This window comes from Plantactinospora sp. BC1 (genome assembly GCF_003030345.1).
Classification (GTDB): Bacteria; Actinomycetota; Actinomycetes; order Mycobacteriales; family Micromonosporaceae; genus Plantactinospora.
In genome coordinates this window covers 172,185-186,902 of sequence record NZ_CP028158.1, presented here as the reverse complement: position 1 = coordinate 186,902, position 14,718 = coordinate 172,185, and the positions used below count along the sequence as shown (strand labels likewise).

The following is a 14,718-nucleotide window of genomic DNA, read 5'->3' as shown; positions in this document are numbered from 1 at the left end:
CCTCCGCCCGGAACACACCCCCTCGCAAGGAGTTCGCATGCGCAGACGTCTTCTCGCCGTGACGGCCGCCGCCGTGGCCGCCGGACTCGCCCTGGCCGGCGCGGTCACGGTGCTGAGCCCGGCACCGGCCGAGGCCGCCCCGCTGAGCCGGGTGCTGGTCTTCACCAAGACCGCCGGCTTCCGGCACTCCGCGATCGCGCCCGGGATCGCCGCGATCCGGCAGCTCGGCACCGCCAACGGCTTCACCGTGACCGCCACCGAGGACGCGGCGGCCTTCAACACCGGCAACCTCGGCCGGTACCAGGCGGTGGTCTTCCTGAACACCACCGGCGACGTACTCGACGCCGGGCAGCAGAGCGCGTTCGAGGCGTACGTCGCGGGCGGTGGCGGGTACGTCGGGGTGCACGCCGCCGCCGACACCGAGTACGACTGGGCGTGGTACGGCGGGCTGGTCGGGGCGTACTTCGCCTCGCACCCGGCGACCCAGCAGGCGACGATCCGGGTCGAGGACCGGGGCAACGCCGCCACCTCGCACCTGCCGGCGAGCTGGACCCGCACCGACGAGTGGTACAACTACCGGACCAATCCCCGGTCCCGGGTGAAGGTGCTGGCCAGCCTCGACGAGTCGTCGTACAGCGGCGGGTCGATGGGTGGCGACCACCCGATCACCTGGTGCCAGAACTACGGCGGCGGACGATCCTGGTACACCGGGCTCGGGCACACCGACGAGTCGTACTCGGATCCGAACTTCACCCGGATGCTCCTCGGCGGGCTGCGGATCGCCGCCGGGGCCGCCCCGGCGGACTGCCGGCCGGAGACCGGCTACACCGCGCTCTTCGACGGCACCCAGGCCAGCCTGGCGCAGTGGCGGCAGGCCGGGCCGGGCGGCTTCACCCTGGCCGACGGCACGCTGACCTCGTTCGGCGGGATGGGGCTGCTCTGGTTCCCGGTCCGCAGCTACGCCAACTACTCCCTCAAGGTCGACTGGATGATGCCGGGCGACGACAACGGCGGCGTCTTCGTCGGGTTCCCGGACCCGCAGGGTGACCCGTGGCGGCCGGTCGACGCCGGCCACGAGATCCAGATCGACGCCACCGACGCCGACCCGTCCCGGACCACCGGCAGCGTCTACAGCTTCTCCGCACCGAACCCCGCGATCCGGGACGCCGCGCTGAACCCGCCCGGCTCGTGGAACAGCTACGAGATCGGCGTGCACGGCCAGCGGGTCGAGGTCTGGCTCAACGGGGTCAAGGTGAACGACTACACCAGCGGCCGGAACATCGCCGACGGCTACCTCGGACTCCAGAACGACGGCGCCGGGCTGGACATCAACTACCGCAACGTCCGGATCAGGACCGACGGGCCGACCCAGCCGCCCGGCACCGACCTGGCCCGGGGCAGGTCGGCCACCGCCAGCAGCGTCGAGCCGAACAGCCCGCACGTGGCGGCGAACGCGGTCGACGGCAACTCCGGTACCCGGTGGGGCAGCGCGTACGGCGACCCGCAGACGATCACCGTCGACCTCGGCGCGGCGTACCCGCTGAACCGGGTGCGGCTGAACTGGGAGACGGCGTACGGGCGGGCGTACCAGATCCAGGTCTCGCCGGACAACGCGACCTGGACCCAGGTCTACGCCACCAGCAGCGGCGACGGCGGCGTCGACGACGTGCCGATCTCGGCGAACGGCCGGTACGTCCGGATCACCGGTACCCAGCGGGCCACCCAGTGGGGCTACTCGCTCTGGGACCTCAACGTCTACGGCGGCTGACCGCCGCTCCGCTCCCTCCCCCAGCACGCGCGTGCCGCGCCCCGCGACCCGGGGCGGCGGTCGCGCACACCCCGGCCCAGAAGGAAGGTTCCCGTGTCCGCGCACCCCCGCAGAGGACGACCGTGGTCGTACGCGACCGCGACGCTCGCCACCGCCGCCGCGATCCTCGCCGCGTCGCCGACGACGGCGGCCCAGGCCGACCCGGTCCCCGCCGCCGACTACCAGCAGGTCACCCTCGCCACCGGCTCCGCCGAGATCGGCGAGGCGATGTCCCTGGCCGTACTGCCGAACCGGTCGGTGGTGCACACCGCCCGCAACGGCACCGTCCGGGTCACCGACGCGGCCGGCAACACCAGGGTCGCCGGCACCATCCCGGTCTACACCCACGACGAGGAGGGGTTGCAGGGTGTCGCCGTCGACCCCAACTTCGCCAGCAACCGCTTCGTCTACCTCTACTACTCGCCGCCGCTGAACACCCCGGCCGGGGACGCCCCGACCACCGGGACCGCCGCCGACTTCGAGCGGTGGAAGGGGCACCTGCGGCTCTCCCGGTTCACCATGAACGCCGACGACACCCTCAACCTGGGCAGCGAGCGGGTGGTGCTCCAGGTGCCGAACGACCGGGGGCAGTGCTGCCACGTCGGCGGGGACATCGACTTCGACGCCGCCGGCAACCTCTATCTGTCCACCGGGGACGACACCAACCCGTTCGAGTCGAACTCGTACACCCCGATCGACGAGCGGACCAACCGGAACCCGCAGTTCGACGCGCAGCGCTCCTCCGGCAACACCAACGACCTGCGCGGCAAGGTGCTGCGGATCAAGCCGCAGGCCGACGGCACCTACACCGTCCCGGCCGGGAACATGTTCGCGCCGGGGACCGCCGGAACCCGGCCGGAGATCTACGCGATGGGGTTCCGGAACCCGTTCCGGATGAGCGTCGACAGGGCGACCGGAATCGTCTACCTCGGCGACTACGGGCCGGACGCGGGCGTCGGCGACCCGAACCGGGGACCGGGCGGGCAGGTCGAGTTCAACCGGATCACCGGACCGGGCAACTACGGCTGGCCGTACTGCACCGGCACGAACACCACGGCGGAGACGTACAACGAGTACACCTTCCCGTCAGGGCCGTCCCAGGCGAAGTACAACTGTGCCGGCGGGCCGACCAACAACTCGTTCCGGAACACCGGGCTGAGCACCCTGCCGCCCGCCAAGCCGAGCTGGATCCGGTACGGCGACGCCGGCTCGCCACCGGAGTTCGGCGGTGGCTCCGAGTCCCCGATGGGCGGCCCGGTCTACCGGTACGACCCGAACCTCGACTCCAGCGTCAAGTTCCCGGCCTCGCTGAACGGCCGCTTCTTCGCCGGTGAGTACGGCCGGCGCTGGATCAAGGCGATCGCGGTGAACGCCGACGGCTCGCCCGGGGAGATCTCCGACTTCCCGTGGCGGGGTACCCAGGTGATGGACCAGGCGTTCGGCCCGGACGGCGCGCTCTACGTCCTCGACTACGGCACCGGCGCCAACAACCAGGCGCTGTACCGGATCGAGTACATCGGCGGCGGCAACCGCAACCCGATCGCGGTCGCCACCGCCAACCGCAGCTCCGGACCGAGCCCGCTGACCGTGAACTTCTCCTCGGCCGGCAGCTCCGATCCGGAGGGCGGGACGCTGAGCTACCTCTGGACGTTCGGCGACGGTACGACGTCGACGGCGGCGAACCCGACGAAGACGTACACGGCGAACGGGACGTACACCCCGACGCTGCGGGTCACCGACCCGGCCGGGCTGACCGGCACCGCCAGCCTGGTGGTCACGGTCGGCAACTCGGCGCCGACGGTGAACCTGACCGTCCCCGGCAACGGCGCGCTGTTCAGCTTCGGCGACACGGTGCCGTACCAGGTGACGGTCAGCGACCCGGAGGACGGGACGATCGACTGTGCCCGGGTCCGGGTCACGTACGCCCTCGGGCACGACAGCCACGCCCACGAGATCACCTCCAGGACCGGCTGCTCCGGCACCATCGACGTCCCGGTCGACGGTGAGCACGACGCCGCCGCGAACATCTACGGCGTCTTCGACGCCAGCTACACCGACAACGGCGGCCTCACCTCGCACAGCATCCGGACCCTGCAACCGAGACACCGGCAGGGTGAGCACTTCGGCGCACAGTCCGGCGGAGTGCAGACCGCCGAGCACGCCACCGCCGAGGGCGGCCGGACCGCCGGATTCATCGACAACAACGACTGGATTTCGTACCAGCCGTACCAGCTCGGCAACGCCACCCGGTTCACCGCGCGGGTCTCCTCCGGCGGGGCCGGCGGCACCATCGAGGTCCGGGCCGGCTCGGCCACCGGCACCCTGCTCGGCAGCGTCGCGGTGCCGAACACCGGTAGCTGGGACACCTTCGGCAACGTCTCGACCACCCTCGCCAACCAGCCGGCCGGGACGACCACGCTCTTCCTGGTCTTCAAGGGCGGCGCCGGCAACCTCTTCGACGTCGACTCGTTCACCTTCGCCACCGGCGGCACCGGCGGCGGGCCGGCGACCGGGCTGCGGGCGAGCGCCAACAACCGGTACGTCAGCGCCGTCGGCAGCAGCCCGCTGGTCGCCGACAAGGCGAGCATCGGGGCCACCGAACAGTTCGACCTGGTCGACCTCGGCGGCGGCAACGTCGCGCTGCGGTCCCGGAACACCGGAATGTACGTCTGCGCCGAGAACTCCGGGGCGAACCCGCTGGTCGCCAACCGGGCCGCCGCCGGGGCGTGGGAGACGTTCGCGCTGGTCCGCAACCCGGACGGCACGGTCAGCCTGCGGGCCACGGTGAACAACATGTACGTCGCCGCCGAGAACGCCGGCACCGAACCGCTGATCGCCAACCGGACCGCGATCGGCCCCTGGGAGAAGTTCACCCTCGTCAACGGCTGAGCACCCCCGGGCCGGGCGGTGCGGTCGGCGTCCCCCGACCGCACCGCGCCGGCCCGGCTCGACAACGGAGGTAACCCCTGATGCACCCGAGAACGCGCTGGCTGCGGCGCACCGCCGCCACCCTGCTGCTGGCGGCCGGGCTCGCCGCGCCGGCCGTACCGGCGAACGCCGCCGCCCCGCCCGACCCCGCCGCACCGGCCGGCCCCGCCGAGCCGGTCGCGGCAGCGGCGCCGCCGCGAACCGCCGACAACGTGCACATCTTCTACTACTCCTGGTACGGCAACCCGGCGCACTCCGGCAGCTACCGGCACTGGCAACAGGGCGGCCACACCCCGCCGCAGGAGATCGGCGCCAACTTCTATCCGACGCTCGGGGCGTACGACTCCGGTGACCCGGCGGCGGTGCGGCAGCACATGGCCTGGATCAGCCGGGCCGGGGTCGGGGTGGTGGTGCACAGCTGGTGGGGGCAGGGCTCCTACGAGGACAACCTGACCCCGGTGGTGCTGGACGCCGCCGCCGAGCACGGCCTCCGGGTCGCCTGGCACCTTGAGCCGTACGCCGGGCGGAGCGCCGACTCGACCGTCGCCGACATCAACTACATCCACAGCCGGTACGGCGGCCACCCGGCCTTCCACCGGGACACCGCGCACGGCAACCGGTCGGCGTTCTACGTCTTCGAGAGCCTGCGGATCACCGACTGGTCCCCGCTGGAGCAGGTCAAGCCGAACAGCATCGTGCTGGCCCAGACCACCGACACCACGAAGGTGGCGCACTTCGGCGGGATGTACACCTACGACGGGATCGCCGGGGCGACCGCGCCCGGCTGGGCCGACGCCAGCGCCTTCTGCAAGGCGAACGGCCTGGTCTGGGCTCCCTCGGTGGCACCCGGGTACCTCGACGACCGGGCGGTGCCCGGCAACACCACCCCGACGGTGGACCGGGCGAACGGCGCCGCGTACGACCGGCAGTGGGGCAACGCGCTGAGCGCGGCGCACGGCGGCCCGCCGACCTGGGTCTCGATCACCTCGTTCAACGAGTGGCACGAGGGCTCGACGATCGAACCGGCCAGCGCGAACCCGCCGGACGGGCACGGCTACCTGACCTACTCCGGGGCGTACGGGCAGACCGGTGCCGCCGCCGAGACGGCCTACCTGGACCGGACCCGGCACTGGGTACGCCAGTTCAACCCGGCCGTCGACCCCGGACCGGGGCCCGATCCGGCCCGGCCGGTGAGCCTGCGCGCCCACGCCAACGGCCGGTACGTCACCGCCGACCCGGCCGGCACCGCCCCGCTGATCGCCAGCCGCACCGCCGTCGGTACGGCGGAACAGTTCGACCTCGTCGAACTCGGCGCCGGCACCGTGGCGCTGCGCGCCCGGGCCAACGGCCGGTACGTCGCCGCCGAGAACGCCGGGGCGAACCCGCTGGTCGCCAACCGGACGGCGGTCGGCGGCTGGGAGACCTTCCACCTGGTCCGCAACGGCGACGGCAGCGTCAGCCTGCGCGCCACGGTGAACAACCGGTACGTGGTCGCCGAGAACGCCGGAGCCGCCCCGCTGGTCGCCAACCGGACCGGAATCGGCCCCTGGGAACGATTCGACCTGGTCGGCTGAATCGACCACCCGATGCTGTCGGTCGGGGAGGGTGCCTGCGGGGCCGTTCGTGCCCCAGCGGCACCAACCCCGACCGACACCGGCTCGGGTCACGACCGGGCATCGTGGAGCCGTTCCGACGCGCGCGCCAGCGCCGCGCGGAGGTGGGATTCCGGCGGTCGGCGCCGGTCCGGGACCACCTCGATGCCGAGCGGTCAGCACAATGTGATTTGTCCGCCGTCGCAGCGCACCGCTCGGGAGCCGCCGATGTCCTCAGGCACGAAGCAGTCGAGATCGACGTCGTCGGTCAACCGGGCCGGGCTGGCCGGCGGCATCGTCGTCGCGCTCGGTGTCTGCGCCGTGCTGCCGATCGATCCCGCGGCACCGGCCCGGACGGCGGTCGTCGCGGTGCTGGTGGCCGCGCTGATCGTGGCCGCCGCCGTGCTGCGTTCACCGGCGGCGCTGCGGACCGCCGCCTTCGTCGGCCCGCTCTTCGGCTGCTTCGCGGTGGGGATCCTCGCCGACTGGCCGCCCGCGCTCACCACCGTGCTGGTCTGCGTGCTGCCGCTGGCCTGCCTGCTACTCGTCGGGCGATGGGCCGGGGTGGCCCCGGCGGCGCCGTGGCTGGCCCGGGGCAGGCTGACCCCGGAGGCGCCGTGGCTGGGCCTGGCCACCGTACTCTTCGGCGGGGTCGCACTCGTCGCCTGGGCGCTCGCGGTACGCCCCGAGCCGGCCGAATACCTGCGGGACCTGCAACGCCTCCCACTCTGGCTCGCCATCCTCGGGATCGTGGGGTTCGCGCTGGTCAACCCGGTGTGGGAGGAGATGCTCTTCCGAGGGGTACTGCTGAGCGAACTCGCCACCGTCTGGGGTGCCCGGGCAGCGGTGCTGCTCCAGGCGGTGCTGTTCGGCGCCGCACACCACGCCGGCTTTCCGTCCGGCACGGTCGGCATGGTCATGGCCGGCACCTGGGGGCTGGCCCTGGGCGTGCTCCGGCTGCGCAGCGGCGGGATCCTGGTGCCGTACCTGGTGCACGTGACCGCCAACGCGGTCATCGGCACGGTGGCGGTGCTGATCCTGCGCTGAGCTGAGTATCAGCCGGAGGGATGCCACGCCGGCAGAGGTCCGCCGCTGCTGCCATCCCGGCCGACCCGACCTCGCCCGGCACCGACGCCCACCGGCTCCGCCGACGATCGGGGCCGGCGTGTCAAGGTCGGCGGATACTCCTTCCGCTGTCGGATGGCGGCGGCACTCCCGAGCAGGGACGACCTTGTCCCGCCTGGTCGCGTCACCATAGCGTCACCGATCGGCAACCTGACCTTCGACACCACCGGCCGGAACCCGTCCGACATGGGCTACGTGTACCGGACGGTGTACTTCACCAACGTGCTCTCCGGCTCGACCACCCTCCGGTTCACCAGTACCACGCCCAGCGCCTACGGCCCGGTCATCGACGCCGTACGCGTCGAGAGCTGCCTGCTCGTCGTCTGTCCCGCGAGCGCGCCGAGGACCGCCACCCGGATCTCCTGACGTCCGTCGACTCTCGACGACGCCGCTCGTCCGATGGCGTACGGGGCGGGCAACGGGTAGAAACATGTCAACCTTCCTCGTGCGGCGAGCGGATGTCCCCGGACGGTCGAGAGAGCGCTCTCTTAGCCGTCCGGGACTCCGCCGCCGCCCGGCGAAGGTGCCCCGTCGACCCACCCCGTCGCTGCGTCCGGAGCCGCTGCTCCGGCCAGTGGAAAGGACGGACGAACCGCATGACGACACCCTCCCCCGGCCTCCGGCGGCGCCCCGCGCGGCACCGGCTCCGTCGGGCGCTCGTGCTCGGCCTCGTACTGGCCACCGCCACCACCGCGACGAGCGCACCCGCCGGCGCCACCGGCCCGGCCCGGCCCGGTACCCAGGACCTCGGGCGCAACGTCACCGTCTTCGACCCGAGCATGCCGGTCAGCCAGATCCAGGCGACGCTCGACGCGACACACGCCCGGCAGGTCGGCAACGAGATGGGCACCGACCGGTACGCCTACCTCTTCAAGCCCGGCACCTACGGCAGCCCGGAACAGCCGCTACAGATAAAGGTCGGCTACTACACCGAGATCTCCGGGCTCGGCGCCTCCCCCACCGACGTCGTGATCAACGGCAAGGTCGAGGTCTACAACCGCTGCCTCGAAGGCGGTGGCACCGGCAACTGCATCGCCCTGGTCAACTTCTGGCGTACCCTCTCCAACCTGTCGATCAACATCGTCACGACGGGGCAGGACGACTGCCGGGCGTCGGCGAACTTCTGGGCCGTCTCCCAGGCCGTCTCGCTGCGCCGGATGAACATCGGCGGCGGCGGACTGTCGCTGATGGACTACTGCACCGCCGGACCGCAGTACGCCAGCGGCGGCTTCATCGCCGACTCGCGGCTGCCCGCCACCACCAACGGCTCCCAGCAGCAGTGGCTGACCCGCAACACCGAGGTCGCGAGCTGGTCCAACGCGGTCTGGAACCAGGTCTTCGCCGGGGTGGTCGGCGCACCCGACGACGCCGGGTTCCCCGACCCGCCGTACACCACGCTGGAGCGGACGCCGCTGAGCCGGGAGAAGCCGTACCTCTTCGTCGACGGGAAGGGGAAGTACCAGGTCCGGGTGCCCGCCGTACGACGGGAGAGCCGGGGCGTCACCTGGGGTGCCGGGCTGACCCCGGGCCGGACCATCCCGCTGCGGGACTTCTTCGTCGCCCGGCCGTCCGACCCGGTACACGTGATCAACCGCGAGTTGGCGCGCGGCCGGCATCTGCTGCTCACCCCCGGCGTCTACGACGTGGCCCGCAGCATCGAGGTCCGCCGCCCCGACACGGTGGTGCTGGGCATCGGGCACGCCACCCTGACCGCCGTGAACGGCGCCGTTCCGCTGGAGGTCGCCGGGGTGCCCGGCGTGGTGGTCGCCGGGGTCACCGTCGACGCCGGCCTGCGGGAGTCGCCGGTGCTGCTCCGGGTCGGCAGCCGGCACGGCCGCAACCACAGCACCCCGGGCAACCCGATCACGTTGTCCGACGTCTACTTCCGGGTCGGCGGGCCGCACATCGGCAGGACGCACATCGCCCTGGAGGTGAACAGCGACCACGTCCTGATCGACCACACCTGGGTGTGGCGCGGTGACCACGGCGTCGAGGGCTTCACCGAGGGCGTCAACGGCGACACCGACCGCTGGCGGACCAACACCGGCCGGTACGGCGCCGTCATCAACGGCGACCACGTCACCGCGACCGGCCTCTTCGTCGAGCACTTCCAGCGCTACAACACCGTCTGGAACGGCGAGGACGGCACGACGATCCTCTACCAGAACGAGCTGCCGTACGACCCGCCGACCCAGGCCGACTGGATGAACGGCGACGTCGAGGGCTGGGCCGGCTACAAGGTCGGCGACCGGGTGCGGCGGCACACCCTGCACGGCGGCGGGGTGTACGTCTTCAACCAGAACAACCCGTCGATCCACACCGAGAACGGCTTCGAGGTGCCGGAGACCCCGGGCGTGCGGCTGCACCACATCATGACCGTCAACCTCAGCGCCGGCACCATCGACCACGTGGTCAACGGCGTCGGCGGGCCGGCCGACACCACCCGGGTCGGCGCACCGGTCTATCTCACGGAGTACCCGGTGGCACCGTAACCGGGCCGGCGGCCGGTCGGCGTCTCCGACCGGCCGCCGTGCCCGCCCGCCCCGACGCCGGTCGGCACGCCTCAGAAGCAGCTCGACCGGCGTCGGGGAGTGCAGCTTGACCGGCGTCAGGCGCAGGTGAGCCGGGCGGCGGCCCAGTCGCCGTGGTCGGCGCCGTTGCCGTTGCCGCCGTCGGTGATCCGCAACTCCAGCCGCTGGCCGCCGGTGACGTCGGCGGAGATCCGCTCGGGCCCGGCGGCACCGGTCAGGACCCCGGTCGCGGCCCGCCGCTCGCCGTCGACCCAGACCTCGAAGGCGACCGAGCCACTCCCGCCCATCTCCTCGTCGACCCCGACGTCGGCCCGGAACGCGGTGCATTCGCCGGCCAGGTCGACCACGATCCGGGACGGTGCGTGCGCCCCGATCCCCTTGTCGTAGGTCGTCCCGCCGATCCGCAGCGGCTGCCCGTCCCCGGCCGGCTGCTCGCCGTTGCTCATGTCCCGCTCCACCGGCCCCCAACCGTTCTCGGCGACCAGGAACGGCAGGTCGCTCACCCAGCGGTCCCCGGGCGGCAGCGGGGCGCGTACCGTCGTGCGGGCCTGCACGGCCGACGGGAAGCCGTTGCCCACCGCCTGCACCGTCGCGGTCAGCTCGTATCCGCCGTAGTCGGTCTCCGGCGGCGCGGTGACCGTGAAGACCGCCTCCTCGGGCGAGCCGAACCGCACCTGCGGCAGCGGCACGGCCGCCGGGGTGACCGTCCAGCCGGCCGGCGCGGCCAGCCTGACCACCGCGTCCCGCAGGCCGTCGGCGCACCGGGCCGTGACCGTGACCGCGACCCGCTGCGGTTCGCCGGGGCGGACCTCCGCACCGGCCGCCACCGCGACGTCCGGCGGGCAGGGCGCGGCCGCCCGGGAATCGGGTACGCCACCGGCCCGGACCTCCGGCCCGGTCAGCGGCCGGAGCGTCAGGGTGTACTCGTGCGACCGGTTCGCCGGCACCCGGTACTCGTCCAGCACCGAGTTCGGCGTCTCGCCCATCCCGGTCTCCCCGGCGGCGGCGTGCAGGGTGACCCAGCCGTCGTTGCGGACCAGTGGAAGCTGGAAGTCGTACTCGGCCCGGGCCAGCTCGTCGTAGGGGGTGACGCTGACGTCGAGATCGGCACCGGTGGCGCTGCCGACCAGTAGTCCCCGCCGGCCGTCGTTGAGCGACGCCCACCGGGCCCCGGTGTGGTTGCCGTACGCCTGCGGCCGGGAGTAGCGCACGTACTCCTCGTCGACCGTGCTGCGCCACACGTCGGTGAAGGCCCCCCGCTGCCGGTCGTTGTAGGTCTCCTGCGGTCCCCGGCCGTAGTAGGCGAACTTCCGCATCGAGTCCGGCACCCGCAGTTGCACGCCGACCCGGGGCAGGTAGGGCAGTTGCCCGACGCCCGAGCCGCGCGGCGTGACCCGGTGTTCCAGGGTGATCGTGCCGCGCCCGTCGATCCGGTAGCGCATGGTCTGGTCGATCTCGAAGGCCGCCGAACCCCGGGCGACGCTGCGTACCTCGACGACGGCCGTCCCGCCCTCCAGCGTGGACGACACGCCGGTCACCTCGGTCCGCAGCCGGTCCAGGCCGAGCGCGTGCCAGACCTCCCGGTCGGCGGTGCCCCAGCCGTACGTCTCGTTGCTGGTCGGCGGCCGGTAGACGTCGAGTTCCGGACCGGTACGCAGCAGCTCCCGGCCGTCCGACGTCATCGAGCGCAGGACTCCGCTGCCGGTGTCGAACCGGTACCGCCAGCCGGGGCCGGAGACCAGCACCGTCCGACCGTCCCGGGTCAACCGGGGGGCGTCGGCGCCCGGCACCGACGGCAGTACGCCGGGCACCACCCGGCCACCGGCGGCGAACTCGTCCCAGCCGTACCGGAGACCGTCGGCGCCGACCGCCTCCAGCCGCAACCGACGCTGCCGGTCCTGCGGGTTCGGCGGCGCGGCGCCGAGGTCGAGGGTGACGGTCTGGCCCGGCCCGAGCCGCAGCGGGCGGGTGCCGGACCGCAGCGTTCGGTCCACCTCGACCAGCGACCAGCGCAGCCGGAGGTCGAGCGCGGCGGCTGGCTGCTCGTTGTGCACCCGGACCCGGCCCGTCGCCGCGTCGTCGGTGTCGAACCGGACCGGCGCGTGCGCCCAGGCCACCTCGACGGTCTCCGGCTGGAGGTAGCGGTCGGTGCCGACCAGCCCGTCGGTGCCGGAGAGGCTGATCCCGAGACTGTCGAACTCGCCGCGCGGCTGCGCCCGGTCGAAGTCCAGGGCCAGCGCGGCCCGGCGCACCGGGTCGGCCGCCAACTCGTCCGCGGTCAGCGCCGCGCCGTAGACCCGGACGTCGTCGACCAGCCCCCGGGCCAACCGGGTACGCAGGTCGTCCTGCTGGGTGGCGGCGTTGCGGCCGACGTTCACCTCGTAGAGCCCCGGGTCGAGGGCGCCGGAGCGGGCGGCGCTGCCGACCTCGGTGCCGTCGACGTAGAGCCGCAGCGCGGTGCCGTCGTAGACGCCGCTGACCCGGTGCCAGTCGTCGTACCAGTTCGCCGGCACCGGCGCGGCGACCGAGGCCCAGCCGGCGGCGGTGGTCACCCCGAACTCCAGGGTGCCGCGGTCCCGCATCTGGAGCGCGTACGCCCGGCCCTTGGTGACGACCGGGAAACTGCCGGCCCACTCGCCGGGGCGTACCCAGGCGTCCAGGGTCACCTCGGTGCCGGTGAAGTCGAGCCGGGGGTCGCGGAACACGTCGACGAAGTCGTCCAGGCTGGACAGTGCGACGGCCTTGCCGCGCCTGCCGTCGACCAGGGACGGCTTGCCGACGAAGAACGCCTGGATCCGGTTGCGCGACGAGTCGGGGGTGAACACCAGGGGCTGGCGCAGGTTCGCCTCGGCCCAGTCCCAGATGAAGCCGCCCTGTAGCGACGGATGTTCCCGGGCGAGCGCCCAGAACCGGTCGAAGTTGCCGACGCTGTTCCCCATGGCGTGCGCGTACTCGCCGAAGACCACCGGCCGGGTGGTGGTGCGGGCGATCGACTCGACGTACCTGGGGGTCGGATAGCGCGGCCCCCACACGTCGGCGTACGGCGCGTCGCCGTTCGGGCTGTTCGACTGGTGGTAGAGCAGCCGGGTGGGCTCGTTCGCGTCCGCCCATTCGGCCATCGCGAAGTGCGCGGTCCCGAGGCCCGCCTCGTTGCCGGTGTCCCAGATGATCACGCTCGGGTGGTTCTTGTCGCGGTGCACCATCGCCTGGAACCGGTCCGCGAACGCCGCCTGCCACTCCGGGCGGGAGGCGAGGCAGTTGTTCGGGCAGTTCTCGTGGGAGTGCGTCTCGATGTCCACCTCGTCGGCGATCCAGAGCCCGTGCCGGTTCGCCAGGTCGTAGAGGTAGGGGTCCGACGGATAGTGCGAGGTGCGGACCGCGTTGATGTGCAGCCTCTTCATCAACGCGACGTCGCGGCGCTGCGCCGCCCGGCTGACGTGCCGGCCGGTCTCCGGGTCGGTCTCCGCCCGGTTGGTGCCCTTGATCAGGATGCGTTCCCCGTTGACCAGCAGTTGCGCGTCGCGCACCTCGACCTCGCGGAAGCCGACCGCCTGCGCGGTGGTCTGCACCACCCGGCCCTCCGGGTCGAGCAGCTCCAGCACCAGCGCGTAGAGGTGCGGCGCGTCGGCGCTCCACTTCGCCGGGTTCCGCACGGTGGTGCTCAGCGTGTCCCGCCCGGTCATCGTGCTGACCGTCCGGCCGGCGGCGTCGCGCAGGGTGCCCCGCACGGTGTACCCGTCGGCCGGGCCGGCCAGCCCGATCCGGGCGGTGAGGGTGGCGTCCCGGTACCGGTCGTCCAGGTCGGTGCTGACGTACGCGTCGCGCAGGTGCGTCCGCGGGGTCGCGTACAGCCAGACGTCCCGGAAGATGCCGCTGTAGCGCCACTGGTCGACGTCCTCCAGGTACGCCCCCGAGCCCCACCGGTGCACCTGCACCGCGACCCGGTTGGTGCCCGGGCGCAGCGCGTCGGTCACGTCGAACTCGGCCGGGGTGTAGCCGCCCTGGTCGTAGCCGACGTAGCGGCCGTTGACCCAGACGAAGTAGCCGCTGGTGACGCCCTCGAAGCGGAGGAAGGACCGCCGCCCGGACCAGGACGGGGAGACCTCGAACGCGCGGACGTAGGCGCCGGTGGGGTTGACGTCCCGGGGAACCCGGGGCGGGTCGTCGGGCCAGATCTCCTCGGGGATGTTGCGGAACATCGGGTGGTCGACGAAGTCGGACTGCCAGGTGTGCGGCACCGTGACGGTCGGCCAGCCGGAGACGTCGTAGTCCTCGGCGTGGAAGCCGGCCGGTACCTCGCCGGGGCGCTCGGCGACGGTCAGCCGCCAGTCGCCGTTCAGCGGCAGCATCCAGGGCGACCGGGCACTGTGCTCGGTGATGTCGGCGGCGGCGGTCCGGGCGTCCGGGTACGGGCGGAGCATCGCGTGTGGCGGCTGCTGCCCCTCGCCGGTCATCTCCGGGTCGTCCAGATAGCGGTAGACGTCCTCGGCGGTGACCGGGCCCTCGGCAGCGGCGGCGGTACTCGGGCGCCCGGCGGCCGACGCGGCGGCCGGCGGCGCCGCGCCGGGCGCCAGCAGGGCTAGCAGGGTGAACGCGGCGAGCAGTCCTCGGGATGACATCGACACCCTCTCACCCGGATCTCGACAGATCCGCACAGGGACCGAAAATTATCAACTCTTCCTAACATCAAGCACCACCGATGTTCAAGGGAGTCGGGTTCACGTCGAGGTCGACC

General features: G+C 72.7%; 7 protein-coding genes. 6 read left to right on the top strand and 1 reads right to left on the bottom strand.

Annotated elements, in window-relative coordinates; translation table 11 throughout:
- Positions 1-37 precede the first annotated feature (37 nt).
- The 6 genes from C6361_RS00745 (at position 38) to C6361_RS00720 (ending at position 9,944) form a co-directional block, all read left to right on the top strand.
- Positions 38-1,768, top strand: a complete 1,731-nt coding sequence (locus C6361_RS00745) for a ThuA domain-containing protein (protein WP_107266401.1) — start codon at positions 38-40, stop codon at positions 1,766-1,768.
- Between the two features lie 93 nt (positions 1,769-1,861).
- Complete coding sequence (locus tag C6361_RS00740) at positions 1,862-4,696, top strand: PQQ-dependent sugar dehydrogenase (protein ID WP_107266400.1); 2,835 nt, start codon at positions 1,862-1,864, stop codon at positions 4,694-4,696.
- 80 nt (positions 4,697-4,776) lie between these two features.
- Positions 4,777-6,309, top strand: coding sequence for a hypothetical protein (locus C6361_RS00735; RefSeq protein WP_199853188.1), 1,533 nt, complete (start codon positions 4,777-4,779; stop codon positions 6,307-6,309).
- A gap of 246 nt (positions 6,310-6,555) precedes the next feature.
- A complete protein-coding gene (locus C6361_RS00730) occupies positions 6,556-7,374 on the top strand; it encodes a CPBP family intramembrane glutamic endopeptidase (protein WP_234359232.1) in 819 nt (272 codons plus the stop codon).
- A gap of 153 nt (positions 7,375-7,527) precedes the next feature.
- The gene (locus C6361_RS00725; protein WP_107266399.1) at positions 7,528-7,818 is read left to right on the top strand and encodes a hypothetical protein; all 291 of its coding nucleotides are present in this window, start codon (positions 7,528-7,530) and stop codon (positions 7,816-7,818) included.
- A gap of 230 nt (positions 7,819-8,048) precedes the next feature.
- A complete protein-coding gene (locus C6361_RS00720; protein WP_107266398.1) occupies positions 8,049-9,944 on the top strand; it encodes an adenylyl cyclase in 1,896 nt (631 codons plus the stop codon).
- A gap of 116 nt (positions 9,945-10,060) precedes the next feature.
- Here the strand turns inward: C6361_RS00720 and C6361_RS00715 are convergent, their stop codons facing one another.
- A complete protein-coding gene (locus tag C6361_RS00715) occupies positions 10,061-14,602 on the bottom strand; it encodes a glycoside hydrolase family 2 TIM barrel-domain containing protein (RefSeq protein WP_107266397.1) in 4,542 nt (1,513 codons plus the stop codon).
- Positions 14,603-14,718: the final 116 nt, after the last annotated feature.